Source organism: Pseudomonas sp. XS1P51, assembly GCF_054897845.1.
Map to the genome: position 1 here is coordinate 4,139,176 of NZ_CM142707.1, position 26,860 is coordinate 4,166,035.

The 26,860-nt window shown below is 59.6% G+C and carries 25 protein-coding genes and 1 pseudogene; 10 read left to right on the top strand and 16 right to left on the bottom strand.

Going from position 1 to position 26,860, the window contains the following annotated elements; genetic code table 11:
• Positions 1–23 precede the first annotated feature (23 nt).
• Both ACYZUD_RS19295 and quiC read right to left on the bottom strand, forming a co-directional pair.
• Positions 24–701, bottom strand: a complete 678-nt coding sequence (locus tag ACYZUD_RS19295; protein WP_462019706.1) for a TetR/AcrR family transcriptional regulator — start codon at positions 699–701, stop codon at positions 24–26.
• Between the two features lie 102 nt (positions 702–803).
• Positions 804–2,705: a 3-dehydroshikimate dehydratase QuiC gene (gene quiC, locus ACYZUD_RS19300; RefSeq protein WP_462019707.1), complete on the bottom strand. Its 1,902-nt coding sequence runs from the start codon at positions 2,703–2,705 to the stop codon at positions 804–806.
• Between the two features lie 399 nt (positions 2,706–3,104).
• Here quiC and ACYZUD_RS19305 point away from each other — a divergent pair, with 399 nt between their 5' ends.
• Positions 3,105–4,421, top strand: a complete 1,317-nt coding sequence (locus ACYZUD_RS19305; RefSeq protein WP_462019708.1) for an MFS transporter — start codon at positions 3,105–3,107, stop codon at positions 4,419–4,421.
• Positions 4,422–4,550: 129 nt separating this feature from the next.
• Here ACYZUD_RS19305 and ACYZUD_RS19310 read toward each other — a convergent pair whose 3' ends face one another.
• Positions 4,551–5,429, bottom strand: a complete 879-nt coding sequence (locus tag ACYZUD_RS19310) for a DMT family transporter (RefSeq protein ID WP_462019709.1) — start codon at positions 5,427–5,429, stop codon at positions 4,551–4,553.
• A gap of 151 nt (positions 5,430–5,580) precedes the next feature.
• Entirely contained in the window at positions 5,581–6,357 is a 777-nt protein-coding gene (locus tag ACYZUD_RS19315; RefSeq protein ID WP_462019710.1) for an IclR family transcriptional regulator, read from the bottom strand.
• Between the two features lie 343 nt (positions 6,358–6,700).
• Here ACYZUD_RS19315 and ypfJ point away from each other — a divergent pair, with 343 nt between their 5' ends.
• Entirely contained in the window at positions 6,701–7,594 is an 894-nt protein-coding gene (gene ypfJ / locus ACYZUD_RS19320) for a KPN_02809 family neutral zinc metallopeptidase (RefSeq protein WP_462019711.1), read from the top strand.
• On the top strand, positions 7,595–8,551 hold the full coding sequence (locus tag ACYZUD_RS19325; RefSeq protein ID WP_462019712.1) for an alpha/beta hydrolase: 957 nt from the start codon (positions 7,595–7,597) through the stop codon (positions 8,549–8,551).
• Positions 8,552–8,643: 92 nt separating this feature from the next.
• Here the strand turns inward: ACYZUD_RS19325 and ACYZUD_RS19330 are convergent, their stop codons facing one another.
• The 3 genes from ACYZUD_RS19330 to ACYZUD_RS19340 form a co-directional block, all read right to left on the bottom strand.
• Entirely contained in the window at positions 8,644–9,237 is a 594-nt protein-coding gene (locus ACYZUD_RS19330) for an HAD family hydrolase (protein ID WP_462019713.1), read from the bottom strand.
• Positions 9,234–10,103, bottom strand: coding sequence for an acyl-CoA thioesterase II (tesB, locus tag ACYZUD_RS19335; RefSeq protein ID WP_462019714.1), 870 nt, complete (start codon positions 10,101–10,103; stop codon positions 9,234–9,236). The genes ACYZUD_RS19330 and tesB overlap by 4 nt, the downstream gene beginning before the upstream one ends.
• Before the next feature lie 103 nt (positions 10,104–10,206).
• Positions 10,207–10,776 carry a GNAT family N-acetyltransferase gene (locus ACYZUD_RS19340; RefSeq protein WP_462019715.1) on the bottom strand — a complete coding sequence of 190 codons (570 nt, stop codon included), beginning with the start codon at positions 10,774–10,776 and terminating at the stop codon, positions 10,207–10,209.
• 73 nt (positions 10,777–10,849) lie between these two features.
• Here ACYZUD_RS19340 and ACYZUD_RS19345 point away from each other — a divergent pair, with 73 nt between their 5' ends.
• Positions 10,850–11,770, top strand: coding sequence for a histone deacetylase family protein (locus tag ACYZUD_RS19345; protein ID WP_462019716.1), 921 nt, complete (start codon positions 10,850–10,852; stop codon positions 11,768–11,770).
• A 280-nt stretch (positions 11,771–12,050) separates the two neighbouring features.
• Positions 12,051–13,292 carry a TIGR03862 family flavoprotein gene (locus tag ACYZUD_RS19350; RefSeq protein WP_462019718.1) on the top strand — a complete coding sequence of 414 codons (1,242 nt, stop codon included), beginning with the start codon at positions 12,051–12,053 and terminating at the stop codon, positions 13,290–13,292.
• A gap of 135 nt (positions 13,293–13,427) precedes the next feature.
• On the opposite strand, the gene ACYZUD_RS19355 is transcribed toward ACYZUD_RS19350, so the two are convergent.
• Both ACYZUD_RS19355 and yedA read right to left on the bottom strand, forming a co-directional pair.
• On the bottom strand, positions 13,428–14,762 hold the full coding sequence (locus tag ACYZUD_RS19355; RefSeq protein ID WP_462019719.1) for a DEAD/DEAH box helicase: 1,335 nt from the start codon (positions 14,760–14,762) through the stop codon (positions 13,428–13,430).
• Positions 14,763–14,827: 65 nt separating this feature from the next.
• Positions 14,828–15,754 carry a drug/metabolite exporter YedA gene (yedA, locus tag ACYZUD_RS19360; protein WP_462019720.1) on the bottom strand — a complete coding sequence of 309 codons (927 nt, stop codon included), beginning with the start codon at positions 15,752–15,754 and terminating at the stop codon, positions 14,828–14,830.
• 163 nt (positions 15,755–15,917) lie between these two features.
• Here yedA and ACYZUD_RS19365 point away from each other — a divergent pair, with 163 nt between their 5' ends.
• Entirely contained in the window at positions 15,918–16,370 is a 453-nt protein-coding gene (locus ACYZUD_RS19365) for an Lrp/AsnC family transcriptional regulator (RefSeq protein WP_462019721.1), read from the top strand.
• 144 nt (positions 16,371–16,514) lie between these two features.
• Here ACYZUD_RS19365 and ACYZUD_RS19370 read toward each other — a convergent pair.
• From ACYZUD_RS19370 to ACYZUD_RS19390, 5 genes and pseudogenes are all read right to left on the bottom strand, one after another.
• Positions 16,515–16,667, bottom strand: a pseudogene (locus ACYZUD_RS19370) (3'-5' exonuclease); the annotation flags it as partial.
• Positions 16,668–16,727: 60 nt separating this feature from the next.
• Positions 16,728–17,243 carry a BRO-N domain-containing protein gene (locus ACYZUD_RS19375; protein WP_462019722.1) on the bottom strand — a complete coding sequence of 172 codons (516 nt, stop codon included), beginning with the start codon at positions 17,241–17,243 and terminating at the stop codon, positions 16,728–16,730.
• 535 nt (positions 17,244–17,778) lie between these two features.
• Positions 17,779–18,390, bottom strand: coding sequence for a 3'-5' exonuclease (locus tag ACYZUD_RS19380; RefSeq protein ID WP_046048736.1), 612 nt, complete (start codon positions 18,388–18,390; stop codon positions 17,779–17,781).
• 22 nt (positions 18,391–18,412) lie between these two features.
• Complete coding sequence (locus ACYZUD_RS19385) at positions 18,413–18,892, bottom strand: NYN domain-containing protein (protein ID WP_201116187.1); 480 nt, start codon at positions 18,890–18,892, stop codon at positions 18,413–18,415.
• Between the two features lie 143 nt (positions 18,893–19,035).
• Positions 19,036–19,803, bottom strand: a complete 768-nt coding sequence (locus ACYZUD_RS19390; protein WP_462019723.1) for a DUF2076 domain-containing protein — start codon at positions 19,801–19,803, stop codon at positions 19,036–19,038.
• Between the two features lie 178 nt (positions 19,804–19,981).
• Here ACYZUD_RS19390 and ACYZUD_RS19395 point away from each other — a divergent pair, with 178 nt between their 5' ends.
• Positions 19,982–20,656, top strand: a complete 675-nt coding sequence (locus ACYZUD_RS19395) for a YciC family protein (RefSeq protein WP_462019724.1) — start codon at positions 19,982–19,984, stop codon at positions 20,654–20,656.
• Between the two features lie 66 nt (positions 20,657–20,722).
• Positions 20,723–21,802 carry an endonuclease/exonuclease/phosphatase family protein gene (locus tag ACYZUD_RS19400; protein WP_462019725.1) on the top strand — a complete coding sequence of 360 codons (1,080 nt, stop codon included), beginning with the start codon at positions 20,723–20,725 and terminating at the stop codon, positions 21,800–21,802.
• A gap of 97 nt (positions 21,803–21,899) precedes the next feature.
• Here the strand turns inward: ACYZUD_RS19400 and hrpB are convergent, their stop codons facing one another.
• A complete protein-coding gene (gene hrpB / locus ACYZUD_RS19405; RefSeq protein WP_462019726.1) occupies positions 21,900–24,422 on the bottom strand; it encodes an ATP-dependent helicase HrpB in 2,523 nt (840 codons plus the stop codon).
• 94 nt (positions 24,423–24,516) lie between these two features.
• Positions 24,517–25,653, bottom strand: a complete 1,137-nt coding sequence (locus ACYZUD_RS19410) for an alkene reductase (protein ID WP_462019727.1) — start codon at positions 25,651–25,653, stop codon at positions 24,517–24,519.
• A gap of 116 nt (positions 25,654–25,769) precedes the next feature.
• Between ACYZUD_RS19410 and ACYZUD_RS19415 the strand changes: the two genes are divergently transcribed.
• Complete coding sequence (locus ACYZUD_RS19415; protein WP_462019728.1) at positions 25,770–26,120, top strand: winged helix-turn-helix transcriptional regulator; 351 nt, start codon at positions 25,770–25,772, stop codon at positions 26,118–26,120.
• Positions 26,092–26,826, top strand: coding sequence for an HD domain-containing protein (locus ACYZUD_RS19420; RefSeq protein WP_462025078.1), 735 nt, complete (start codon positions 26,092–26,094; stop codon positions 26,824–26,826). Before ACYZUD_RS19415 ends, ACYZUD_RS19420 begins: the two co-directional genes overlap by 29 nt.
• The last annotated feature ends 34 nt before the right edge of the window (positions 26,827–26,860 follow it).

Consider the following 26,860-nt stretch of genomic DNA (forward strand, 5'->3'; position numbering starts at 1 on the left):
AGGCTGCGGTCTTTTAAAATGAATCAGGTCTGCAAGTAGCGCAAAACCGATTCGCAAATCATCTCCCGATGACGCTGCTTGATGTTTTCATCCGGCAGGTCAATCTGAAAGATCTCACCAAACGTATGGCGGTTCGACACGCGATAGAAGCAGAACGAACTGATCAGCAGATGCACATCCAGCGGGTCGAGCCCTGCGCGGAACACGCCTGCTTCAGCACCGCGACGCAAAATCTCGCCCAGTGAATCAAGGATGGTGTTGTTCATCGCCTTGATCGCATCGGAGCGCTTCACGTACTCGGCGTTGTGAATATTCTCGATGCAGACGATACGCACGAAATCGACGTTGCGATCATGGTGATCGAAGGTGAACTCCACCAGCCGCCGAATCGCCTCCACCGGTGCCAGTTCGGCCAGGTGCAGACGGTTTTCGGTGCAGCGGATGTCCCCGTAGAGCTTCTCCAGCACCTCGACGTAGAGCTGCTCCTTGCTGCCAAAGTAGTAATAGATCATGCGTTTGGAGGTGTGGATGCGCTCGGCGATTGCATCGACGCGAGCGCCGGATAGCCCCTGCTGGACGAACTCTACAATGGCTTCTTGAAGAATGTTCTCGCGGGTCTTTTCCGGATTGTTCTTGCGACTCTTGCGCGGCTCGACGATTGGCTCATCGGAGGTAACAGAGAGTTCTGAAGTTATTGTCATTGCGGGCTCACGGCCATCACTGCACAGGCTGGCGATTATGGGCCGCGCCGCACAGTGAAGGAAGTCGCGCGGCAGCGGTTTAACCCCGTGTTTACGAAATTCCTACAACTTGGCCTGACGGATCGCACCGCTTCGCGATTTGGCCATGGCCGCCAGTCGCACCGCCACGTTAGCCGCACCGTAACCGGCGTAGCCGTTCTTGCGCTGAATGATTTCAAAGAAGAACCGCCCTTCAAACGGCTCGGTGTACACATGGAACAGCTCGCCGCCCTGGGCATCGCGATCGTAAAGCACATTGAAATACGCCAGTTCGCTGAGGAATTCGTCGTCGAAATCGAAGCGTGCGGCGAGGTCATCGTAATAATTGAGCGGGATATCCAACAGCGGAACGCCCGCCTCTTTTGCCCGACTGACTTCGGCAAAGATGTCGTCACAATCGAACGCAATGTGATGCACCCCGGAGCCGCGATAACTCGACAGCGCGTGTGAGATCGCGGTGTTGCGGTTCTCGGAAATGTTCAGCGGCAAGCGGATCGAACTGCAGCGACTGCGCAGCGCCCGACTCTTCACCAGACCGTAGGGATCGGGCAGCACCACTTCATCGTCGGCTTCGAAATCCAGCAGGCTCTTATAGAACAGCACCCAACTGTCGAGGCTGTCGGCCGGCAACGCCATGGCCATGTGGTCGATACGCTTGAGGCCGCCGCTGGCCACGGCGGCCGGTTGCAGATTGAAGTCGGTGCCATAGACGTCCGCGTCCTGGTCCACCAGGTAAATCAGGCTGCCATCCGGCGCACGCACGGCGGCAAGCTCCAGTTCGTTGGGGCCGACCAGCCCGCGATACGGCTGGCCTTTATAAGCCACGGCGCGGGCCAGCGCGCTGGCGCTGTCCTTGACTCGCACGGCGGTGGCGCACAGCGATGGGCCGTGAGCTTCGAAAAAACTGTGGGCGAACGAGTATGGCTCGGAGTTCAGGATCAGGTTGATATCGCCCTGACGCAACAGGCTGACGCTCTTGGAGCGATGTTGCCCTGCCTTGACGAAACCCAGCCGCTCCAGCCAATGGGACAGCTTGGCGCCAAGGCTTTCGTCCACGGCAAACTCGAGAAACTCGATGCCGTTGTATTCGCTGGCCTTGGGCGTCTCGAACAGAATGTCAGGTTTGGCCGTTGGCATGGATTCCTGCGCCAGCCGCTCGCGGGTTTTCTCTTCCAGGTACAGCAGCGAGCGCAAGCCGTCGGCGGCGTTGGCCCGAGGCGGCGCGGCGCGGAAGCCGTCGTTGAAGATCTCCAGCGACAGCGGCCCGGTGTAGCCACTCTTGATGATCGGTGCGAGGAAACCCGGCAAGTCGAACTCGCCCTGACCCGGGAAGCAACGGAAATGCCGGCTCCACTCCAACACGTCCATCGCCAGGATCGGCGCGTCAGCCATTTGCACAAAGAAAATTTTGTCGCCGGGAATGTCGGCAATGGCGCTCGGATCACCCTTGAGCGACAGCGTGTGAAAGCTGTCCAGCAAAACGCCGAGACTTGGGTGATCCGCCTGACGGACGATGTTCCACACCTGTTGCCAAGTGTTCACATGCCGCCCCCAGGCCAGCGCTTCGTAGCCAATCCGCAAGCCGCGAGCCCCGGCGTGTTCGGCCAGCAGGTGCAAGTCGTCGACGAGGATCTGTTCATCGCCGATGGAGTCGACCGAGGCATTGCTGCAGACCAGCACCAGGTCGGTGCCCAGCTCCTGCATCAGATCGAACTTGCGCTCGGCGCGCTCCAGGTTGCGCGGCAGCCGGTCGCGGCGGCAACCCTCGAAATCCCGAAAGGGTTGAAACAGCGTGATGGCAATTCCGAGATCGGCGCACACCTGCTTAATTTCCCGGGGACTGCCGTCGTAGTAGAGAAGATCGTTCTCGAAGATTTCTACCCCGTCAAAACCGGCGGCGGCGATGGCTTCGAGTTTTTCCGGCAGGGTACCGCTCAAGGAAACGGTGGCAATGGAACGCTGCATAGTTCGACTCCCGGTGGGGGGGACAATCTTGTTATCGACATCGCACGCTTTCGCTTTTATGTAGGAGCTGCCGCAGGCTGCGATCTTTTGATCTTCAGCAATGGTCCGGACCAAGATCAAAAGATCGCAGCCTTCGGCAGCGCCTACGGGGAGCGCGTTTATCTTGGGGGAATTATTGGCTTGCCACTCTCACACAGCAATTTAAAGTGTACTACCCAGTTAGTTTTACGTGCGATTATCGAACACAATGGTCCTTGGCGAATTGACGATTTTTCGTCCACTGCCCACCATCGACTCCACATTGAGCCCGGTCACAAACATCGGTCTCGGTGACCCAAGATCCAGAACACCACATAAAAATAATCGGTGGCCTACATGACTCCTTCTCGAAGCTCTCCCATGGAGCATTCCTCCATGACTCCTGCCGTCGGCGGCATCGGTGACAAGATCCGCGGCGCCATGGCCGTCGGCAAAACCCGCTGGGGCATGCTGGCGCTGGTGTTTTTCGCCACCACCCTGAACTACATCGACCGCGCCGCACTGGGCGTGATGCAGCCGATCCTGGCCAAGGAAATGAGCTGGACGGCGATGGACTACGCCAATATCAACTTCTGGTTCCAGGTCGGCTACGCCATCGGTTTCGTGCTGCAAGGCCGGCTGATCGACCGGGTCGGCGTGAAGCGCGTGTTCTTCTGCGCCGTGCTGCTCTGGAGCCTGGCCACCGGCGCCCATGGCCTGGCGACGTCGGCCGTCGGCTTCATGGTCTGCCGATTCATCCTCGGCCTGACCGAAGCGGCCAACTACCCGGCCTGCGTGAAAACCACGCGCTTGTGGTTCCCGGCCGGCGAACGCGCCGTGGCCACCGGTATCTTCAACGCCGGCACCAACGTCGGTGCGATGTTCACGCCGATGCTGCTGCCACTGATCCTGCACGTGTGGGGCTGGCAGACTGCGTTCCTGTGCATGGCGTCACTGGGCGGGATCTGGTTGCTGTTCTGGGGCTTGAAGTACTTCAACCCGGAAGATCATCCGAACGTTAAACAATCGGAACTGGACTACATCCAGAAGGAAGTCGAGCCGGAACAATCCCGCGTGCCGTTCTCGAGAATCCTGCGCATGCGTGGCACCTGGGCCTTCGCCCTGGCTTACTCGATGACCGCACCGGTGTTCTGGTTCTACCTCTATTGGCTGCCGCCGTTTTTGAATCAGCAATACAACCTGGGGATCAACGTGACCCAGATGGGTATCCCGCTGATCATCATCTACCTGACCGCCGACTTCGGCAGCGTCGGCGGCGGGATCCTGTCTTCGTTCCTGATCGGCCGCGGGATCAACCCGATCAAGGCCCGACTGATGTCCATGTTCCTGTTCGCCTGCTGCATCATCGGCGTGGTCATGGCGGCGGGTTCGAGCAATCTGTGGGTTGCAGTGGCCGCCATCTCCCTGGCCATCGGTGCACACCAGGCCTGGACGGCGAACATCTGGAGCCTGGTAATGGACTACACGCCCAAGCACATGATGAGTACGGTATTCGGTTTCGGCGGCATGTGCGCCGCCATCGGCGGGATGTTCATGACTCAGTTGGTCGGCCATATTCTGACGGTCACCAACAACAACTACACCGTGCTGTTCACCATGATTCCGGCGATGTACTTCATCGCGCTGATCTGGATGTACTTCATGGCACCGCGCAAGATTCCGATTGTTACCGATTAAAAGTTCGACGCAATCTCCCCGGTGGGAGCGAGCCTGCTCGCGAATGCGATGTATCGGCCGACATCAATGTTGAATGACAGCCCGCTTTCGCGAGCAGGCTCGCTCCCACAGTCTTTCATCGTTGACCTTCTAGCGACGCCGCTGTTGCCACGCTGCCGCCAGTCCGCTGCAGCAAATCACCGCGATCCCGACCACCGTGGTCAGGGTCGGCGTGTGGGAAAACAGCAACCAGCCCAGCAGACCGGCAAATACAATCTGGCAATAACCGAACGGCGCCAACAAGGCGGGCGCGGCGAGCCGGAAGGCCTGCGTCAAAAACAGGTGAGCCGTCATCCCGCAGGCCCCCAGCGCCAGCATCATCAAACCATGGCCCAGGCTCGGCAGTTGCCAGAAGAACGGCACCAGCGCGCTCATCACCAGGGTGTTGCACAACCCGGCGAAGAAGTTGCTGGTGGTCGGGCTGTCGATTTCGGCGAGCTTGCGGGTGAGCAGCTGATAGAAGCAGAAAAACAGCGCCGAACAGAATGGCAACAGCACCGCTGGGGTGAACAGATCACCGCCGGGATGGACGATGATCAACACACCGATGAACCCGCAAATCACCGCGAACCATTGGCCACGAGTGACGTGCTCGCGTAGCAGCGGCACCGACAGCGCGGTCACCAATACCGGCGCAAGGAAGTTGACGGCGGTGGCTTCAGCCAACGGGATGTACTGCAAACCGGTGGTAAAGAAAAGGCTGGTGCCCAGCAGGCATAACGCCCGCACCAATTGCAGTAACGGCCGTTTGGTACGCAGGACACTCAGCCCGGACTGCGGCAGAAAAATCCCGGCCATGAGCAAGGTGTGCACCAGATAACGCGCCCAGACCACCATGATGACCGGATAGAACCCTGAGAGAAATTTCGACAACGCGTCATGGCTGGAAAACAGAAAGGTCGCGACAACGATCAGCAGAATCCCCTTGAGGGGTTGGTTGACGCCGGAAAGCGGAGTGCTGACGGTCATTAGGTATCCCTTGTGTGAATCTCAACAATTTAGAACCTAGTTCCAGAATCTTACACAAGCGACAAGGAATAGTGTTCGAACAACGCACAGACTCGTCGCCAAATGTGAGAGCGAGCTTGTGCGCGCTCACAATAAACCTGTGTTGGTCGAATCAATTGAACAACTCCGACGCCAGACTCGCCGCCGACAACTCCTCGGTAAACGTCAACAACAGTGGCGCCAACTCATGCAACCGTGCCCCCGGCATCCGCGCGCTGGGCCCGGCAATGCTCAGCACCCCGATCACCCGGCCATCACTCGAATGCCGCACCACCGCCGCAATCGCCGAGGTGCCGACTGCCGAGCTCTCCTCCACCCAGGCATAGCCCTGCTCCCGCGCCAGACGCAGGCGCTCCAGCAATTCAATGTTGGAACGCGGTGCATTCGGCCCTAGGTCCTTCGGCCGCTCGCCACCCTGGAGCTCCACCAGCGACAAGGCTTCTGCATCGCTCATGCAGGCCAGCCACGCATGCCCGGACGCGGTGTAAAACAACGGTGCATCGCGGCCCATGTCCGGGTCGTAACGCAGACCGGAACGGGCACCCTGGGATTTGGCGATCCAGGTTTGTCGCGCGCCTTCGATCACGCCAAGACGCACCAGCTCGCCGGTTTCCTGAGCCAGTCGATCGAGCACCGGCTGCACGATATCGGCGCCGCTGCTCGACAGATAACGAAACCCCATTGCCACCAGTTTGGTCGACAGGTGATAGCGCAGGTTCTCCGGATTCTGCCGTACGTAGCCTAGACGAATCAGCTCGGCAAGCAGACGGTGGGTTGCGCTTTTAGGGATATCGAGTTGCTCCGCCAACGTCTGCATCGGCAGGCCACGAGGGTCACTGGTGAGACTTTCCAGCACGCTGAAAACACGTTCGATCTGACTGCCGGCCATGGGAGGGTTCCACGCAAAATTTGTCCGATTCTAGAAGACAAACCACTCAATGCGAAATCTGGAACCCACCGCCCAATAACCGCTGCTTTGCACAAGCACGCTACTGAAGCGTCTGCGCAAAACCATTAATCCTCGATGCAGGTGGTCGCCTGCTCGATAAAAACCCGTCGCCTGAAGGAATTAGATGGGTAGTCCGTGTTCAATACGAGTCTGCAACATTCCCTGCAGCCCACCCAAGGTTGCCGGGAACGCTCCTGTGCGCCACAAAAGATGGACGACCGGACTGGCGCCGCTCTCACTCACCAGCAACACTCATCCCCACGGACAAACAGAGGATTCCCACATGTTATGGAAAAAAGGCCGACGCAGCGACAACGTGGTCGATGCCCGTGGTGATGATGATGTTGGTGGTGGCGGCGGGATGCGCTTCGGTGGTGGCAAGGGCCTGAGCCTGACGGCGATCATTCTCATCGTCGGGATCGGCTGGATCACTGGCCAGGACCCCTTGCAGATCCTCGGACAACTGACCGGGCAGATGAGCGAGCAATCGGCACCGGCCACGACCCAAAGCCGCAAGGCACCGCCGGCCAATGATGAAGGCGCCGAATTCGTGCGTTCTATCCTCGGCGATACCGAAGACACCTGGGGCCAGATTTTCCAGCAGGCAGGTCGGCAGTATAAAAACCCGACCCTGGTGCTGTTCAGCAACCGCGTCAACTCGGCCTGCGGCCTGGCGACTTCGGCGACCGGTCCGTTCTATTGCCCGGCGGACCAGAAGGTCTACCTGGACATGAGTTTCTTCCAGGAAATGTCGCAACGCTTTTCCGCCGCGGGTGACTTCGCGCAGGCCTACGTTATCGCTCACGAAGTCGGACACCATGTTCAGACCCTACTCGGCGTTTCGGCGAAAATTCAGGCCGCGCGCCAACAGGGCCGGCAAATGGAAGGTGACGGTGGTTTGCTGGTGCGCCAGGAACTACAGGCCGATTGCCTGGCCGGGGTCTGGGCCAACAATGCGCAGCAGCGCCTGAACTGGCTGGAACCGGGGGACATCGAAGAAGCCTTGAACGCCGCCAACGCCATCGGCGACGACCGCTTGCAACAGCAAGGTCAGGGTCGCGTGGTGCCGGACTCGTTTACACATGGTACGTCGGCGCAAAGGGTGCGCTGGTTCAAAACCGGATTTGCGCAAGGCCAGGTCGGCCAGTGCGATACCTTTGCTGCGAAAAACCTATAAATGAATAAGTGGCTGCTGGTTCTCCTGATCACCTGCGCAAGCACTCGGGCTGCGGAGCATGGGGTCAAGGAGATCAGCCCCGGGCGCCTGCTATTGAGCGCCGGCGAAATTGCGGTGGGTATCGGCCCGGCGCCGACGAAAATCGAACGCGTGCTGATCATCCTCCACGGTCGGCTGCGCAATGCAGAGACCTACCGCCAGACCGCCGAGCACGCGGCCGAACAGGCCGGGCAAAGTGCGACTACGTTGGTGATCGCCCCGCAGTTTCTCAATGAAACCGACATCGCGCTCCATCCCGTGGCTGACAGCGTCTTGCGCTGGCAGGGCAATGAGTGGATGGCCGGCGGCTTATCCACCGCTCCGTTTTCTCTGAGTTCCTACGCGGCGCTCGACGAAATCATCGCCCGAATCGGCGATCGCCGACAGTTTCCGGACGTGAAGCAAATCGTCATCGCCGGTCACTCCGGCGGTGCTCAGGTGGTTCAGCGGTATGCGTTGCTGGGTCACGATCAGCCCGCCCTCAGGGACGCCGACGTGCAGGTACGCTACGTGATCGCCAACCCGTCTTCTTATGCGTACTTCGATGAACGACGGCCAGTGGCGTTCAGCCATGCCGGTTGTCCGGACTTCAATCGCTGGAAGTATGGACTGGCGGATTTACCCGCCTATGCCGAGGGACGAACGCCCGAGCAGCTGGAGGAGAATTACGCCAAGCGCGACATCGTTTATCTGCTCGGCCAGCAGGACATCGACCCGAATCATCCGGCGCTGGATAAACGTTGTGAGGCGAAAGCCCAGGGCGCCAATCGGTTGATCCGCGGGCGCAATTATTTTGAATATCTGAAGCGGCTTCATCCTCAAGGATTGAAGCAGCAACTGATCGAAGTGCCCGGGGTTGGGCATGATGGGGACGGGATGTTTAACTCGCCTGAGGGGCAGAAAGCGTTGTTTCAATAATCGCCAAAAGATCGCAGCCTTCGGCAGCTCCTACGGTGGAATCGTGTACACCTGTAGGAGCTGCCGAAGGCTGCGATCTTTTGATCTTGATCTCAAGCTGACAGCATCTGCCGCAACATCACGCAATCGGCAGCATGCCAGTCAGTCAACTCCGGCCAGGGATTATCCGGCAGATTAACCAACACTGTCCGCGCCCCCGCAGCCCGACCGCAATCCAGATCAAAGCGGTAATCACCGACCATTACCATCTCGCTCGCCGGCACCTTCCAGGCCTGTGCCAGTTTCAGCAGACCACCCGGATGCGGCTTGGGCGGTGCTTCATCACGACCCAGCACATCCTCCACCGCGAAGCAGTCGGCCAGGCCAATCGCCTCCAGCGTCACATGCGCCAGCTCGCGAGCATTGCGCGTGAGAATGCCCAGGCGATAACCGCGCCCGGCCAACTCACGCACCAGCTCCACCGCGCCCGGCGCTGCTTTCGAACCCAACGCCAGGTCTCGTTCGTGCTCAAGTAGCCACGCATGTTTGGCCGCGGCTTCATCGGCCGGCAGCGCAGCGAGGTGGGTCAGGATGTCGTCGTCGGCAGGAATCGCCAATGCCACGCGGATCGCCGCGAAGTCATGCACGGCCACCGTCAGGGTGCCGTCCATGTCGAACACCCAGTGCCGCACCTCGGCCAGACTCATGCCCAATCCTTGCGATGACGAATCAGGCCTTCCTGAGTGACCGAAGCCACCAGTTGCCCGGCGCGATTGAACACGCTGCCGCGGGAGAAGCCCCGGGAGTTGCCGGCCCACGGACTGTCCATTGCGTAGAGCAACCAGTCATCGGCGCGCAGATCGGCATGGAACCACAGTGCGTGATCGAGGCTGGCGACCTGCATGTCTTTCTGCCAGACCGATTTGCCATGGGGCTGCATCGAGGTGGTCAGCAGACCAAAATCCGAGGCGTAGGCCAGCAGGTATTTATGCAATGCCGGGGAATCGGCCAAGGCACCGTCGGCACGAAACCAGACGTACTTGATCGGATCGGACGGTTGCGGGTTGTAGGGATCTTTCTCGGTGACCGGTCGGAACTCGATCGGTTTCGGGCACAGCAGTTTTTCACGCATGTGCTCGGGGATCAGGTGGGCGCGCTGATGGGTGAGCTCCAGCTCCGACGGCAGGTTCTCCGGGCCGACCACGGTCGGCATTTCAGTCTGGTGCTGGAAGCCTTCTTCATCGTACTGGAACGACGCGCTGCACGTGAAAATCGGGTTGCCCTTCTGGATCGCCGTCACCCGGCGCGTACTGAAACTGCCGCCGTCGCGAACCCGATCAACCTGATAAACCACTGGCAACCCGGCATCGCCCGGACGCAGGAAATAACCGTGCATCGAATGCACATGGCGCGTCTCTTCGACGGTCTGACTGGCCGCCGACAGGGACTGGCCGAGCACCTGACCGCCGAACAGCTGACGAAAACCCAGGTCCTGGCTACGGCCACGGAACAGGTTTTCTTCGATCGGTTCCAGGGTCAGCAGGTCGACCAGATCATCCAACACTTGGCTCATTCAGACTCTCCTCACACAACGCAATGCCGCGCAGTCTTGGCTGCGGCGGTCGATTCAGTTTCTGGCCGGGGCCCATGCGGCCATTGTAAACGTCCGTGCCAGGTTATCCATGCAAGGTTTGCAGCCATTGTTCACGGGTGATGCGGTAAAGAACATGGTGCCGCAGGGGATGATCGGCCGCGAGCTTCGGGTGTTCGAAATCATCGGCTGAATCATGGTGCATGCCGATGGCCTGCATGACTTTCTGCGAAGGCGTGTTGGTTTCGGTGGTGAAGGACACGACTTCTTTCAGCGACAACCGGTCAAAGCCGCAACGCAGAGCCGTCCACGCCGCTTCACTGGCATAGCCCAGCCCCCAATGCTCACGGGCCAGGCGCCAGCCGATCTCAGTGGCCGGAGTGAAAGGCGCGTCGAAACCGACCACCCCAAGCCCGGTAAAACCAATAAATGCCCCCGTGTCCTTGCGCTCCAGCGCCCAGAGCCCGAAGCCATGCTCGGCAAAATGGCCACGAATCCGTCCGATCAGCGAAGCACTTTCCAGTCGACTCAAGGGCACCGGAAAATAGCGCATCACCTGTGGATCGGCGCACATCGCCGCAAACTCCGGCAAATCCTCATCGCGCCACTGCCGCAACAGCAGTCGCGCGCTCTCGAGTTGCAGTATCGGCTCCATGTTCCCCTCCGTTTCCATGCCGCAAGTCTACATCGCTGGTAGGATCCTTCACTCATTCCTACATGAATTCACAATGCCGCTACCGCTGATTTATCACGAAGACTACAGTCCCGAGTTCCCGGCGGATCACCGCTTTCCCATGGACAAGTTTCGCCTGCTGCGCGATCACCTCGTGGACAGTGGCCTGACCCGCGACGCCGACCTGCTGCGCCCGGACCTCTGCCCGCCAGAGATTCTCGCCCTCGCTCATGACCCTGCGTATATCGAACGCTACATGGGCGGCGAGTTGTCCCGCGAGGACCAGCGGCGCCTGGGCCTGCCGTGGAGCGAAGCCTTGGCCCGGCGGACGGTGCGAGCGGTCGGCGGTTCGCTGCTGGCGGCAGAGCAGGCCCTGGAGCATGGATTGGCCTGTCATCTGGCGGGCGGCACTCATCACGCGCACTACGACCATCCGGCCGGGTTCTGCATCTTCAATGACCTGGCCGTGATCAGCCATTTCCTGCTGGAAAGTGGCCGTGTGAATCGGGTGCTGATCTTCGACTGCGACGTGCATCAGGGCGACGGGACTGCACGCATCCTGCACAACACGCCGGAGGCGATAACCGTTTCCCTTCATTGCGAAAAGAATTTTCCTGCACGCAAAGCCGAAAGTGACTGGGACATTCCCCTTCCGATGGGCATGGGCGACGCCGATTACCTGAAGGTCGTGGACGACGCGCTCAACTATTTACTGCCGCTCTATCAACCTGATCTGGTGCTGTATGACGCTGGCGTCGATGTGCATAAGGATGACGCCCTCGGTTACCTGAAGCTGACAGACGAAGGCGTTGCCGCTCGCGATGAACGCGTGATGCGTCATTGCCTGGGCCGGGATATTCCGGTGGTCGGGGTGATCGGTGGTGGCTACAGCAAAGACCGCAAGGCATTGGCCCGACGTCATGGGATTCTCCACCACAGTGCCCAACGGGTATGGCAGTCATCAGGCTGTCATTGAGCTGTGGATGCTTTACCCACAATGCCTGTGGAACCGCCTGTGGATAACCTGAGTGAAAGGGCCTACAGCCTTGACAGCGTATAGGCTACAGAGCGGTGGTTATTTTTTAACCAGACGTTTGAACGCGCCCTGAATCAAATGTGCGAGCCTGCTCGCGATAGCGACGGCACGTCCAGCATGTGATGTGACTGACAGACTGCTATCGCGAGCAGGCTCGCTCCCACACTGAATCCGTGCTGATAGAATGCCCGCCCTCTTCCGCAAAACCGCAGCGCACGCCATGACCCAGCCCACCACCGCCCTCCCCCCTCACGTCGCAATCATCGGCGGCGGTCCCGCCGGCCTGATGGCGGCTGAAGTGTTGAGCCAGGCCGGGATCAAGGTCGAGCTGTACGACGGCATGCCTTCGGTGGGACGAAAATTCCTGCTGGCCGGTGTCGGTGGCATGAACATCACCCACTCCGAAGCCTACCCGGCGTTTCTCTCACGCTATGCAGCACGCGCCCCGCAGATTGCACCGCTGCTGCGTGCCTTTGGCGCCGATGCGCTGTGCCAATGGATTCATGATCTGGGCATCGAAACCTTTGTCGGCAGCTCCGGCCGGGTATTTCCTACCGACATGAAAGCCGCGCCCCTGTTACGCGCCTGGCTCAAACGTCTGCGAGACGCTGGCGTTGTTATCCACACCCGCCATCGCTGGCTCGGTTGGGATGAAAACGATGGTTTGCGCATCGACAGCCCCGAGGGCGAAAAAACGGTTAAACCCAATGCCACCTTACTGGCCCTCGGTGGCGGCAGTTGGTCGCGCCTGGGTTCGGACGGCGCCTGGATGCTGTCGCTGGAACAACGCGGTGTAGGACTGGCGCCGCTGCAACCGAGCAATTGCGGTTTCGAGGTGCAGGCCTGGAGCGAATTGATGGTCAGCAAATTCGCAGGCGCGCCGCTGAAAAATATCGCCATCGGCCTCAATGACGACGTGCCACGGCTCGGGGAGTGCGTGATCACGGCCACCGGGATTGAAGGCAGTTTGATCTACGCCCTGTCGGCCCCCATCCGCGAAGCCATCAACCTGAACGGCTCGGCGACCATTCATCTCGACCTGTTGCCGGGCAAGCCTGTGGATAAAGTCCAGGCGTCGCTGAGCAAACCACGCGGTTCCCGCTCCATGGCCAAACACCTGCACAGTCAGTTGGGCATTGATGGTGTTAAAGCGGCGTTACTGCGAGAGCTGACAGCGGCTGAATGCTTCGCCGATCCGGCACTGCTGGCCAAAGCGATCAAGGCACTACCACTGACGCTGGTGAAAACCCGCCCGTTGGACGAAGCGATCAGCAGTGCTGGCGGCGTGATGTTCGAGTCCATGGATGAACGTTTGATGCTCAAGCAACTGCCTGGCGTGTTTTGCGCGGGGGAAATGCTGGATTGGGAAGCGCCGACGGGCGGCTATCTGCTGACCGCGTGTTTCGCCAGTGGGCGAGCGGCGGGGTTGGGGATGGTGGAGTGGTTGCTGAGTAAGAATTGAACAATGAGTCGCGCCCATCGCGAGCAGGCCCGCTCCCACATTTGATCTCAGGTGTGCACAAATGATGTGTTCACAGAAAATCCAGTGTGGGAGCGAGCCTGCTCGCGATGGCGGCCTAACAGACGCCGCGGGTAATCAAGGCTTACGCTTACGCGGCCCAGTGTTAAACACCGGCACTTTTCGCACAGGCTTGATCGAAGGTTCCGGCGCCGAAGCATCGCCACTCTCGACCCATTTGCCCAGATTGCGTTTACCGCCACTGGAGGTCTTGGGCTTCTTCGGTTTTTTCGGCTTCTTGACTACCTGACCGCTGGCATCCGTATCCGGCACCCGGTGCTCAGGCTCAAAGTCATGTTCCATCTGACGCGGCAACGTCTGACGGGTCAACGTCTCGATCGCCGACAGCAAATTCACTTCATCGGCGCACACCAGCGAAATAGCCTGCCCGGTTGCACCCGCACGACCAGTACGACCGATCCGGTGGATGTAGTCCTCAGCCACGATCGGCAAGTCGAAATTGACCACCAACGGTAGATCTTCAATGTCCAGACCACGGGCCGCGACGTCGGTGGCCACAAGGATCTGCACTTCACTGAGTTTGAAACGATCGAGCGCACGCTGACGGGTCGCCTGCGGCTTGTCGCCGTGGATGCCATCGGCGTTGATGCCCAGGCCCTGGAGTTTTTCCACCAGCGCGTCCACGCCGTTGCGGGTCTTGGCGAACACCAGCACTTGCTTCCACTTACCCTTGCGCAGCAAGTGGATGAACAGCTCCGGCTTGCGCTTCTTGTCCACCGTCACCACCCATTGCTTGACGGTGTTGGCGGCGACGTTGCGCGGGCTGACTTCAATGCTCAGCGGGTCGTTGAGCATTTGCCCGGCCAACAGGCGAATCGCATCGGAAAAGGTCGCGGAGAACAACAGCGTCTGACGTTTCTTCGGCAGGGCCTTGTAAATGTTCCCCAGCTCCTCGGAAAAGCCCAGGTCGAGCATACGATCCGCTTCGTCCAGCACCAGGGTTTGCAACTGGTTGAACTTGAGGGCGTTCTGGCGGAACAGATCAAGCAAGCGGCCAGGGGTCGCCACCAACAGGTCGACGCCTTTGCGCAGCTTCATCATTTGCGGGTTGATGCTGACGCCGCCGTACACCGCATACGTGCTCAACGGCAGGTTCTCGGCGTACTGACGCACGGCTTCGTGAACCTGTTCAGCCAGTTCGCGAGTCGGCACCAGGATCAATGCGCGCACCGAGTTGGCGGTGACTTTCGGCCCTTCCATGGCCAGCAATTGCAGCAGCGGCAGCGCGAAACCGGCGGTCTTGCCGGTGCCGGTCTGGGCGGCAGCCATCAGGTCGCGACCGGCCAGCACCGCCGGAATGGCTTGCGCCTGAACCGGCGTCGGGGTCTGGTAGCCGAGCGTCTCAAGAGAGCGCAGCAAGGGTTCGATCAGGCCAAGGGTGGCGAAAGTCATGGGATTACCGTAGGAAAAATCAGCGCGATTGTGCAAAACAAGTGTGCAATGGCGCGCAGTTTACCCTAATTCACGCTCGATTCTGTCTGCACCACGGCAGCAGGTCGTTCCGGCGCCCGGCGCCACTGCGGCAAACCGATCAACACCACAGCGCTGATGATCACCAACATGGCCAATGCTTCTTCGATACCAATGGTCTCGCCCACAAACACGATCCCCAGCAACACCGCCACCGCCGGGTTGACATAGGCATAACTGGTGGCCGCCGCCGGACGCACATTTTTCAACAGATACATGTAGGCGTTGAAGGCGATGATCGAACCGAAGAACGTCAGATAGGCCAGGGCGGCCCAACCTTCGATCGGTGGCATGGCTTCCAGATGCTCACCGCTCAGCGCACTGCCAATCAGTAGCGCCACGCCGCCCACCAGCATTTCCACGGCACTGGCCATCGCGCCCTGAGGCAACGGCAAGTGCTTGCTCCACACCGAGCCGAAAGCCCAGGCCGCTGCCGCGAATATCAGCAACGCAGCGCCCAACGGGCTCGATTGCAGATTCGAGCCGAGGTTGAGCATGGCAATACCAATCAGGCCGAGCACAATCCCCGCCCATTCGAGACGGGTATTACGTGCGCCCCAGAAATATCCACAGAGCAAGGTAAACAGCGGCACCGTCGCCACCGCCAATGCCGCCACGCCGGAGGCGACACCCGTGTGTTCCGCCACACTGACCCCGCCGTTACCACAAGCGAGCAGCAAAATCCCGATGATCCCTGCCGCCTTCCATTGCGCCCAGGTCGGTGCCGGCGCCCCGCGCCAGCGCAGGAAGCCGTACATCAGCGAACCGGCAATCACGAAACGAATACCGGCGAGCAGCAACGGCGGCCAGTACTCCACGCCGATGCGAATCACCAGATAGGTCGAGCCCCAAATCACATACAACGCGAAAAAGGCGGCGATCAACGGTAAGGGAAAGCGGCGTAGGCCAGGCATGGGGCAGCTCGTAGGCAAGGCAAGTGAACAGCTATTCTAGAAAGGCCAACGGCGGAAAATAAGTTACAAAACCTGTTTATAGCGCCGGTACACTTTTTAAAACACGGAGATCACCGCTATAAACCGTGCTTTCGAAAGTCAGTCATTTTTCAGGAGTTCGACCATGGACAAATACGACCGAATGCTCCTCAGCGCCCTGTTGGAAAACGGCCGTGCGTCTTACGCCGACCTGGCGCGCAAGGTCAACCTGTCTGCCCCGGCCGTCGCCGAGCGCGTGGCCAAACTCGAAGCGTGCGGTGTCATCACCGGTTACCAGGCGAAAGTCGACATGGCCAAGCTTGGATTGCCGATCCAGTGCGTGATCGAACTGCGTCTGAACCAGCACGGCAACCAGAAAGCTTACGACGACCTGATCAAAATCCCACAACTGACCGAATGCCACCGGGTGACGGGGGATCCATGCGTGATCATGCAGGCGGCGGTGGGCTCGATGCCGGAGCTGGAAGAGCTGATCAACCGGATTGCCAAATTCGGGTTCAGCAAGACGTCGATTGTGTTGTCGAGCGCGATAGAGAAGCGCGTGCCATTAGGTCAGCTAGAAGGAATTGGCAAATAGCGCCCTTGTAGGAGCTGTCGAGTGAAACGAGGCTGCGATCTTTTGATCTTGTTTCTTACAAGGCAAAGTCAAAAGATCGCAGCCTCGTTTCACTCGACAGCTCCTACAGGGGATTGGGGGTTCGGGAGATTGGTGGTGTTTCTGTCAGAACCCGCGATGCCGCTTGAGATGTTCATTGATCTTCGCCGCCGGCACTTTCTGCAAGCTGACCAGCAGATCATGGGACAACTCCCGCAGCCCATGCTTGTGCCGCAACTCTTGCGCCAGGTGCGCCGTCAGGTTGGCCGTAACCCGCGCCCACAGGCGACCCTGTGGGAGCGGCGGTGCGACGATTCGACTTGCCCGCGAAGCGATCTATCAAACGCCGCTGTAACTGGCAGACAACAAACCCGGCATATCCCGCAGGCGAACCCAAGGTTCCTTCCGCCAATGCAGCAGCCGCAGCGTTCCACCGGCCCACTCCATCGCCCGCATATGCGGCGCTTGAGTCGACACGGGTCCCGCCGCCTCCCGCAACATCGGCACCACATGGTGGGTCAACCATCGCCGTAAATGACGGTTTTCCGGGCAATAGTGATACACCAGCATCGCGTACACGCCTGACTCACTGAGCATCAAGGTTTCTTGCACGTCATCGCTTCTGGACAAATGCATCATCCGCCGCTGATCCTCATCGAGCTTGAGCGCTTGTCTGCCGTTTATATCCACACCCATTAGCCGGCCGATATCGCGGGCGCAGAACCAGGGCTCTGCATGCAGTAAAAGTGCGCGCAACTGGATGTGATGACGGATGAATGTTTTGGGGATGAAGTGAGCTTCGCTTGAAGCTGATTGCGCAGAGTCTTCGGGGGGATTAGGGGTAACTTTGACCATGTGCTTCTCCGAACGAGGATTGAAGCGGCCAGCATCACTTGCAGGTAATGGGTGGCAGCTGTGTGCAGGTCTGCAAGACCGAGTCATTCGGCAACCCCGGCAGACCCGAAGGTCTCCCGCACACAGCCACCATAAATCGATGGTCGCTAAGTAAAGCGACGCGATTATATGGGTGCCGGTAGGCGCCAAACAAATTTTCGGCGGGCTTGCAGACCCGGTCACTGAATTGGCAGCGACGTTGGAGAGGTTATCGATGCCACAGGTACGGGGCAAGACGGACAAATTCCTAATATTGGGTAGGAGCGATCGTCACATCAGAGTCATCGTTAAACACCCTATACACCTGCATCGCGAGCGCGTGCCGTCGGGGGATGTGAAAGGAAAAATGGTTCTTCCGTAGGAGCCGTCGAGTGAAACGAGGCTGCGATCTTTTGATTGTGATCTTTAAAAACAAGATCAAAAGATCGCAGCCTCGTTTCACTCGACAGCTCCTACAGGGGGTTCGGGGGGGGTCAGGGGATTGGCGGTGTTTCTGTCAGAACCCGCGATGGCGCTTGAGGTGCTCATTGATCTTCGCCGCCGGCACTTTCTGCAGGCTGACCAGCAGATCATGGGACAACTCCCGCAACCCGTGCTTCTGCCGCAACTCCTGCGCCAGATGCGCCGTCAGGTTGGCCGCCATTTCCGCATCGGCCATCGCCCGGTGAGCTTTACCGGTGTGAGGCAGGTTGGCGAACGTGGTGAGGGTGCCGAGTTTGTGGTTCGGCGCGGCGGGCATCAGGCGGCGGGCGAGTAGCAGTGAGCAGGCAAAGTTCTGCAGGCGTGTGCGTTTGATTCGCCCCAACTCAAAGTCCCAGAACTTCTGGTCGAATGCGGCGTTGTGAGCCAGCAGGGGCGTGATGCCAACGAACTCGTTGACCTCGTTCATCACCTGCTCGGCCGATGGCGCGGTGCGCAGCATGGCGTTGCTGATGCCGGTGAGTTGTTCGATGAAGGCCGGGACGCGCACGCCGGCGTTCATCAGGCTCTGGTAACGCTCGACGATGCGCCCCTGTTCAAGGATCACCACGGCGATTTCCGTGGCCCGGCAACTGCTGCTCGGGGAGATCCCGGTGGTTTCAAAGTCGATGACTGCTATGCGTTCCAAACCTGTTTCAACTCCGTAAAAATCAATTCTTGAGCAGCAACGCGCCTTCGATCGGCACGTAGCGGCTGGCGGCGCGGATCAGCGAGTTGGCCGTCAGGCCCGGCACGCCGTAGGCCACCGCTTGCACGCCGTGCTTGCTGATGATGCGCTCCAGCAGCATGTCGAAATCACCATCGCCGGAGGCCAGCACCACTTCGTCGACGTGGGCGGCAGCGTCCATGATGTCGATGGTGATGCCCACGTCCCAGTCGCCCTTGGCCGAGCCGTCGCTGCGCTGGATGTAGGGCTTAAGCTTCACGGTGAAGCCGAGGTTGCGCAGGATCTGCTGGAACTGCTGCTGCTTGCTGTCGCCACGATCGATCGCATAGGCATAGGCCTCGACGATCTCCCCCTGCTTGCTGATGTCAGCCCACAGGGCGGCGTAGTTGAAGTGGCAACCATAGGCCTGGCGCACGGTGTAATAGAGGTTCTGGACGTCGGCGAACACTGCGATTTTTTTCACCGTGCATCCTCATTTTTGAGCGCTGGCGCGCGGGCAAGATCAGGCACCAGGCCCGAAAAGTTGCCCAGTATGCCAGCCATAAGGATTGTTCCGCGAATAATCGGCCATGTGGCGAGGGTGCAAGCGCCCTCGCCACAGGTGTATCAGACGAAGGAATCGTCGTCGCCGCCGAAGAACGACGAGCTGTCATCGCTGTAGTCGGCGTCGGTAAAGCCACCCTGATCGTTGGCGTTGCTGTCAGTCACGCGCTGATCGTCGCCCCAGCCGTTACCGCTGTCGCTCTGATCGTTGACCTGCGCCGGTTCTTCCTTGATGACTTCGACCACTTCCTCGGGTTGCTGATTGTGATGGAACAGGCTGCTGATGCCTTGCGCCAGCATCACGCCACCGGCCACGCCGGCCGCCGTTTTCAGCGCACCACCGAGGAAACTGCTGCCAGCCCCTGGCGCCTGCTGTTGCGGTGCATAGTTTTGCTGCGGGGCACCGAAGTTCTGCTGTGGCGGCTGGGCGTTGAACGAAGGCCGCGCCGGCTCACGCCAGCCGCCACCGCTCGATGGCGGTGCGCTTTGGGCGGGCGCTGGCTGCGGATCACGGGAGCTGCCACCGAAGATGCTCGACAGAAAACCGCCGCTGCTGGGCGCCGGCGCGGTGGCCTGAGCCTTGGCCGATTGCAGTTCGGCCTGCAATTGCTGGACTTGCCGGGTGAGTTGCTTGTTCTGTTCGTCGAGGCTCTTGAGGGCTGCCTCTTGCACCAGAATCGCCTGGGTCATGAAATAGCCTGCCGCGGGTTGGCGAGTCAGGTGCTCCTTGATCCGCGCCTCGGCCTGGGCGTCGCGCGGGGCTGAGTCCGTTTCGGCCTGTTGCAGCCGGGAAAACAGTCCATCGATCAGGGTTTGTTCTTCGCTGTTCATGGCGACCTCGTAGATTGCCGGGAATATCGTCGCCCTCATCCACTGTGGATAAGGTGCTCATCCGTAATGGAGGCTGATACAGGATGTTTCAATGACCTTTACCGAACGTTTACGTTTGCGCCCAAAAGCGCTTCATCGGTTAAAGTGGGCCACTGCTTTCAACCTGCGATACCGACTGATGAATTCGTTCGATGTACTGCGTGACTCTCTGTATTTCTTCAAGCGCAATCTGGGCCAGATCGTGCGGTTGTGCCTGCCGCTGGTGATCTTCGAGGCGCTGTTGCAACAAGTGGTCGACCACTCCACCGAGCCGGACAGTTTCCCCGGCATCAGCGTGATGGTCGGCCTGCTGGTTTATCCGCTGTACACCGGCGCGCTGATCCTGTTTCTCGATGCCCGCAGTCGTGGCGAATCACCGCGCACCCGCGATCTGCTGTCGAGGTCTGCCTACCTGTGGCCGCGCTTCGCCCTACTGACGGCGCTCAATACGTTACTGATCCTGATCGGCCTGTCGCTGTATTTCCTGCCGGGCATCTGGCTGATGGTGACCCTGGCGTTCAGCGAATATCTGCTGGTGTTACGCGGCCTGGCCCCGCTGGCGGCGATGAAGGAAAGCCTGCGCCTGACCCGCGGTAATTTCCTGCGCATTCTGGTGTGTATCCTGTGTGTGATGGGCCCGTTGTGGGTGCTCAAGGGCGCGACCCTGGCGGTTTACCCAGAACCGCAGAACCCGGTGATTTCCTTGCTGATCGACAGCGCCCACAGCTTCCTGCAACTGTTCGTCAGCGTGGTGCTGTTCCGCTTGTTCATGCTGATCGGCGATGTGCCGGAGAAAATTGATGGGCCGCTCTAACCATGGGCTTCGGTGCATGTCTCGGTTATGCTCGGGGCCATCTTTTGTAACGCTATAAGCCGAGCCATGACCCGACTACTGCGCTACACCCTGCTGGGCCTGCTGATCGCCATCGGCCTGATTGGCGTGCTGATCTACAGCCTGACCTGGCGCCCCGAGGCCAAGGAAGCGCTGCCGGTCAGTTGCAGCGTTCAGGCGCCAAGCCTGGTCCCCGGCCAGGCGCTGAAGGTGATGACCTGGAACGTCCAGTACCTGGCGGGCAAACGCTACGTGTTCTGGAATGATCTGGCCGGCGGCAGCGACGAAAGTCCCACCCCGGAAGACATGGCCTTCAGCCTCGATGAAGTGGCGCGGGTCATTCGCGACGAGCAACCGGACATCGTGCTGTTGCAGGAACTCGATGACGGCGCCAAGGCCAGTGATTATCAGAATCAGCTCAAACTGCTCCAGGAACGGGTCACCGACCTTTATCCGTGCAGTGCTCACGCCTTCGACTGGAAGGCCGATTTCGTGCCTGAGCCGCACATCTTCGGCAGTGTTGGCCGACAATTGGCAACCCTGAGTCGCTACCGGATCGAACACGCCCAACGCCTGCAACTGCCGGTCGCGCCGGTCAACTTTATCAGTCGCCAGTTCCAACCGAAAAACGCCTTGCTGGTCACCTACCTGCCCTTGAGCGACGGCGGCCAGATGGTGGTGCTCAATACGCATCTGGATCGCGCCACCCAAACCGACGACACGCTTCAAGCCCAGGTGACCGCCGTCGCCAAAGTACTCGACAAGTATGAAAGCCGCGGCACTCCGTGGCTCATCGGCGGTGACTTCAACCTGTTGCCGCTAGGCCAATATCGACGCCTGCCCGATGAGCAACGCACGCCGTACTCTGCCGACAGCGCGCTGCATGTGCTGTGGGACAAATACCCGATGATTCCGACCAACAACGAAGCCGGTGGTGTCGACCGAGAGCGATGGCTGACCCATTACCCGAATGACCCGGGCTTGAACGGCCCGGACCGGACTGTCGACTACCTGTTTTACAGCCCGCGTATCAAACGGGTCGAGGCGATGGTGAGGCAGGACGATACGTTGCGGATCTCCGATCATTTGCCGGTGATTGCGCGGTTCTTGCTTCCAGCAGCGCCTTAGATTTGTGGTGCCTGTGAAAAGATCGCAGCCTTCGGCAGCTCCTACAGGGTTTCGCATTCCAATGCAGGAGCTGCCGAAGGCTGCGATCTTTTGATCTTCAGCTTTTACGGGGTTTGATCCGCGCCGTCGCCTCGGCCACCAGCGGGTCATCCGGCCAGTAATGCTTCGGATACCGACCCTTCAAGTCCTTCTTCACCTCGGCGTAGGTGCTGCGCCAGAAGTTCGCCAGGTCCTGCGTTACCTGCACCGGCCGCCGCGCCGGCGACAGCAGATGCAATTTGACCACCTGCCGGCCACCGGCAATCCGTGGGGTCTCGGCCAGGCCAAACAGCTCCTGCAAACGCACCGCCAGAATCGGTGGTTGCTCGCTGTAATCCAGACGAATCGACGAACCCGACGGCACGCTCAAATGATGCGGCGCCAGCTCATCCAGCCGTTGCGGCAACGGCCACGGCAGCAAGTTGCGGACGATGCTCGACAGGTCCAGATTAGCGAAGTGACTGAGCCGCGAGACTTTGCCCAGGTACGGCATCAACCAGTGTTCGAGGTTCTTTAACAGTGCGGCATCGCTGACATCCGGCCATTCACTTTCGCTCTTGCTACCGAGGTCCAACTGCCGCAACAACGCCACCCGCGCCTGCCACTGACGCAGCTCCGGCGTCCAAGGCAAAAGCTCCAGACCCTTGCGGCGTACTAAATTGACCAAAGCCTGCGTTCTCGCAGCCTCATCGAGGCCAGTCAACGGCTCAGTGGCGAGCACCAACTCGCCCACTTTGCGTTGGCGCTCTGCGCGCAAAACGCCCTCGCGTTCATCCCAATCCAGCTGATCGACAACCCGCACTTGCTCAGCCAGAACGGAGTCAAACAACGCGGGGTCGAAGTCGCTGGCCAGATAGATGCGCTCCTCTCGTTGCCCTTGACGGCTGCCGAGGTCGGCGATGACGAGCCAAGGATGCTTCATGAGGGCGTCAGCCTCGCTGAACAAGGCCGCCCGCCCGTTCGCCAGTCGATACTCCGCACCGCCCGGACGACGCTGCTGCGCCACTCGATCCGGGTAGGCAAAAGCCAACAAACAACCCAGCCAGCGCGAGTGCTCCGGGTCTGAAACTGATTGGGGTGACTGGCCACGCAAATAAGTACGGTACTGGCGCGCAATCTGGCGCACCCGTTGCACGCCGCCCTGAACGCCGCGCTGAGCCTTTTGCTCACCCGAAACCATCATCAGGCGACTATGGAGGTCCGCTCCCGCTCCACGCAGAATATCTCGCTCACCCAGCAAGCCGGCAACATCACAGGCCATGTCACTCAAGCCCAACGAATGACCACGAAGTAACAGATGAGCAATGCGCGGATGGGCGGGCACTTCAGCCATTGCCTGGCCATGGGCACTAAGACGCCCGTCGGGATGCAGGGCGCCTAACCGATGCAGCAAATCCCGTGCTTGAGAGAACGCCGCTGGCGGCGGTTGGTCGAGCCACTTCAGCTGGCTGGGGATCACGCCCCAACGAGCCAGCTGCAACGCCAACCCGGCGAGATCAGCCTGGAGAATCTCGGCGCTGCTATAGGTGGCAAGCTGGTCATGCTGAGCCTCTGACCACAATCGATAACAGACCCCGGGTTCAAGTCGCCCTGCTCGTCCGGCGCGTTGTGTGGCACTGGCAACGGAAATACGTTGAGTGTCCAGGCGAGTCATTCCACTGCGCGGATCGAAACGCGGTACGCGTTCGAGCCCGGCATCAATGACGACTCTTACCCCTTCGATGGTCAGGCTGGTTTCGGCAATGTTGGTCGCCAGCACGACCTTGCGCTTACCTTCAGGCGCGGGATCAATCGCAGCACGCTGGGCACTGAGCTCGAGTTCGCCGTGTAACGGGCAGAGCAGTATGTCGCTGCGCTCGCCGAGCATCTCTGCCAGTTGCTGATTGACCCTTCGAATTTCCGCTTGCCCTGGAAGAAATACGAGAATGCTGCCGCCCTGCTCTTCGATCGCATCCAGGCAGGCCTGGACAACTCGCGGCTCGATGAACTCACCAGGCTGAAATGGCCGCCCCCAGAGATTGGAGACGGGGTACATACGGCCTTCGCTAGTGATCACCGGGGCGTCATCGAGCAATCGCGAAAGACGCTCGCCTTCCAGTGTTGCGGACATCACCAGCACCTTCAGGGGGAGCTCATCGCGCAGCAATTCACGGCCATTGAGAGTGAGCGCCAAAGCGAGATCCGCATCAAGGTTTCGCGAGTGGAACTCGTCAAAAATGACCAACCCTACGCCTTCAAGAGCGGGGTCTTCTTGAAGTCGACGAGCCAAAATGCCTTCGGTCACTACCTCGATGCGAGTGCGTGGACCCACGCGGCTTTCCAGGCGAATTCGATACCCGACAGTCTCTCCGACCTTCTCCCCCAACTCACTGGCCAACCTCTCCGCGGCGGCACGCGCTGCCAGCCGACGAGGTTCAAGCATCAGAATGGTCTGCTCACCAAGCCACTCTTCGCGCAGCACTGCCAATGGAACGCGGGTGGTCTTGCCAGCACCGGGCGGTGCTTGCAGAACAACCTCATGGCGGCTCTTCAACGCTTGAAGAAGTGCCGGCAGAGCGGCGTCGATTGGTAAAGAATTCATGGTGGCTCCCAGGCAGACTGAGCAGTATAACGGCGCAGAGTGTTCGACCGATCCGGAAAGTACGAACCACCTCATCCCTACGCCGCGCGCAACATTACTGATCGGGATAGACAGGGAAGTCCGTGTAACCGATTTCGCCGCGCCGGGTGTAATAAGTTGATCGGTCCGCTTCGGCTAACGGCCAGCCGTGCTTGAGACGCTCAGCCAGATCCGGGTTTGCGATATAGGGTCTGCCAAAGGCAATCAAATCCACTAACCCGGTGTCGAGCGCATCCTGAGCGCTCTTGCGATCAGTGAAGCCACCGCACCAGATGATTGCGCCAGAGAACGCCTGCCGAATCCTGGCAAGCAAAGCGTGGTCGAGATGATTGGCTTTGAATTCGGCAACCTCCATGTTCTGCTCAGGCATCAGTTCGTACACCAGATGCAGATAGGCGACGCCAAGACGAGTCAATTGCTCAGCGACGTACAACAAGGTTTCCTCGGTAAGAGGGTCCGCCGCAATACCGTTGAACTTGCCGAACGGGGACAGGCGAACACCCACGCGTCCAGGGCCCAACTCACGCACCGCCGCTTCAACGACGTCCAACAGGAACCGTGTACGGTTTTCTACGCTACCGCCTCCGAAGCAATCGGTGCGCGTATTGAGCACCGAGTTCATGAACTGCTCGAACAGATAGCCGTTGGCTCCGTGGATTTCGACACCGTCAAATCCGGCCTCCCGTGCCTGGACGCAGGCTTGCGTCACAGTGCCGACCAAAGCCAACACTTCGTCCGTCCTCAAGCGTCTGGGCTTGCCAGCAGGGATATGGTCCAACTTGCCATCCGGGCCGTGGGCAAACACCTGCGACTCGGCCCTTTCCTCGGTTACCCCCCAAGGAGCCTCGCCGTTCGGCATGAGCGATGGATGGGCCATCCTGCCGACGTGCCACAACTGCAAAAATATCGCGCCGCCATTGTGGTGAACCTGATCGGTCACCAGACGCCAGCCCTGCCGCTGGGCTTGCGTGTAGATGCCGGGGGTCATCGCATAACCGTTGCTGGACGGAGCAACGTCGGTTGCCTCGGCCACGATCAGGCCGGCACTGGCCCGCTGCCCATAGTAGGTGGCCATCAACTCATTCGGGACGTCACCCTCGGACGTCCGCGTGCGAGTCATGGGCGCCATGACAATGCGGTTCTTCAGCAGCACGGTGTCGCCCATCAATCGAGATTCAAACAGGTTTATCATGGATCTTCCTTCGGGTCGGTTTGATCGGAAGGAAAGCGTACTTTTCGCGAGTCATCCCCCTCTACACACCGTTTGGTCAGTGGTGGCAAATGAAGACAATCAATAGACTGCCGGGCTTGCCGATCGAGCGCACGCTGGCAATCCTCTCCGGGCGCTGGAAGGCGGTCATCCTTTATGTTTTGCTGGAAGGCCCGCAACGCACCTGTGATCTGGAGCAGCGCATTGTCGGCATTTCACAGAAGGTGTTGATCGAGCAACTGCGAGCGCTTGAGGAACATGGAATGGTGAGCCGGCAAGCCAGCGCCGAGGATCGTCAGGGGATCGAATACCTGCTCACCCCGCTTGGCGAAAGCCTGCGGCCCATCCTGGAGTCTCTGATCGAATGGGGAATCCATCACGCCACGGAGCTCGACGAGGTCCACAGGCTGCTGCCATGTGATGCTGTCGTTCGAGATCGCGTTTACTGACTGGCGGGCAACTTCGCAGGATCATTTGCAGGTAATGACCGATCGGAGAAACAGAAAAATCATGGCAACCAACATTGTTTTCGACGTCAGGGTTCCCGACAGCAAACTAGCGCGCGAGGTTACGCAACTCATTCGCGACACTGAAAGTGAGTTGCTGTTTTCCCATTCGAGCCGTGTTTATTTTTGGGCAGCCCTGATCGGAAAGCAAAAGGGACTGATCTATGACCCGGAGCTGCTATACACCGCGTCGATGTTCCATGACATCGGTCTGACATCCATCTACCAGAAGAGTCAACTTCGCTTCGAGGTGGACGGCGCGAATGCCGCGCGAGACTTCCTGCGCACTCATGGTATTGCCGAGGGGGATATCGAAAAAGTCTGGAATGCTATCGCTCTCCATACGACTCCGGGCATTCCAGAACATATGCATTCAGAGATTGCACTGCTGCAGGCCGGAGCGGGAATGGACGTGGCTGGCCGTGGTTTTGATCAGTTCACAGACGAGCAACGCGAATCGGTAGTCGCCGCCTATCCTCGAGAAGCCGATTTCGCTCTTAAGATGATCGACGAGTTTTATCACGGGATGAAGCACAGGCCGGGCAGTACATTCGGTACATTCAACGATGATTTCCTCGCGTTCAAGGACCCGGGTTTTGAGCGAACGAATCTGTGCAGCATCATCCTGTGCTCGCATTGGGAGCGATGATCATCACGTGGATGTCGCCAGCGAGTAGCAGCGC

Coding starts and splice junctions, on each gene's coding strand:
- ACYZUD_RS19295 (WP_462019706.1), bottom strand. CDS start 701: ATGACAATAACTTCAGAACTCTCTGTTACCTCCGATGAGCCAATCGTC.
- quiC (WP_462019707.1), bottom strand. CDS start 2,705: ATGCAGCGTTCCATTGCCACCGTTTCCTTGAGCGGTACCCTGCCGGAA.
- ACYZUD_RS19305 (WP_462019708.1), top strand. CDS start 3,105: ATGGAGCATTCCTCCATGACTCCTGCCGTCGGCGGCATCGGTGACAAG.
- ACYZUD_RS19310 (WP_462019709.1), bottom strand. CDS start 5,429: ATGACCGTCAGCACTCCGCTTTCCGGCGTCAACCAACCCCTCAAGGGG.
- ACYZUD_RS19315 (WP_462019710.1), bottom strand. CDS start 6,357: ATGGCCGGCAGTCAGATCGAACGTGTTTTCAGCGTGCTGGAAAGTCTC.
- ypfJ (WP_462019711.1), top strand. CDS start 6,701: ATGTTATGGAAAAAAGGCCGACGCAGCGACAACGTGGTCGATGCCCGT.
- ACYZUD_RS19325 (WP_462019712.1), top strand. CDS start 7,595: ATGAATAAGTGGCTGCTGGTTCTCCTGATCACCTGCGCAAGCACTCGG.
- ACYZUD_RS19330 (WP_462019713.1), bottom strand. CDS start 9,237: ATGAGTCTGGCCGAGGTGCGGCACTGGGTGTTCGACATGGACGGCACC.
- tesB (WP_462019714.1), bottom strand. CDS start 10,103: ATGAGCCAAGTGTTGGATGATCTGGTCGACCTGCTGACCCTGGAACCG.
- ACYZUD_RS19340 (WP_462019715.1), bottom strand. CDS start 10,776: ATGGAGCCGATACTGCAACTCGAGAGCGCGCGACTGCTGTTGCGGCAG.
- ACYZUD_RS19345 (WP_462019716.1), top strand. CDS start 10,850: ATGCCGCTACCGCTGATTTATCACGAAGACTACAGTCCCGAGTTCCCG.
- ACYZUD_RS19350 (WP_462019718.1), top strand. CDS start 12,051: ATGACCCAGCCCACCACCGCCCTCCCCCCTCACGTCGCAATCATCGGC.
- ACYZUD_RS19355 (WP_462019719.1), bottom strand. CDS start 14,762: ATGACTTTCGCCACCCTTGGCCTGATCGAACCCTTGCTGCGCTCTCTT.
- yedA (WP_462019720.1), bottom strand. CDS start 15,754: ATGCCTGGCCTACGCCGCTTTCCCTTACCGTTGATCGCCGCCTTTTTC.
- ACYZUD_RS19365 (WP_462019721.1), top strand. CDS start 15,918: ATGGACAAATACGACCGAATGCTCCTCAGCGCCCTGTTGGAAAACGGC.
- ACYZUD_RS19375 (WP_462019722.1), bottom strand. CDS start 17,243: ATGGTCAAAGTTACCCCTAATCCCCCCGAAGACTCTGCGCAATCAGCT.
- ACYZUD_RS19390 (WP_462019723.1), bottom strand. CDS start 19,803: ATGAACAGCGAAGAACAAACCCTGATCGATGGACTGTTTTCCCGGCTG.
- ACYZUD_RS19395 (WP_462019724.1), top strand. CDS start 19,982: ATGAATTCGTTCGATGTACTGCGTGACTCTCTGTATTTCTTCAAGCGC.
- ACYZUD_RS19400 (WP_462019725.1), top strand. CDS start 20,723: ATGACCCGACTACTGCGCTACACCCTGCTGGGCCTGCTGATCGCCATC.
- hrpB (WP_462019726.1), bottom strand. CDS start 24,422: ATGAATTCTTTACCAATCGACGCCGCTCTGCCGGCACTTCTTCAAGCG.
- ACYZUD_RS19410 (WP_462019727.1), bottom strand. CDS start 25,653: ATGATAAACCTGTTTGAATCTCGATTGATGGGCGACACCGTGCTGCTG.
- ACYZUD_RS19420 (WP_462025078.1), top strand. CDS start 26,092: ATGCTGTCGTTCGAGATCGCGTTTACTGACTGGCGGGCAACTTCGCAG.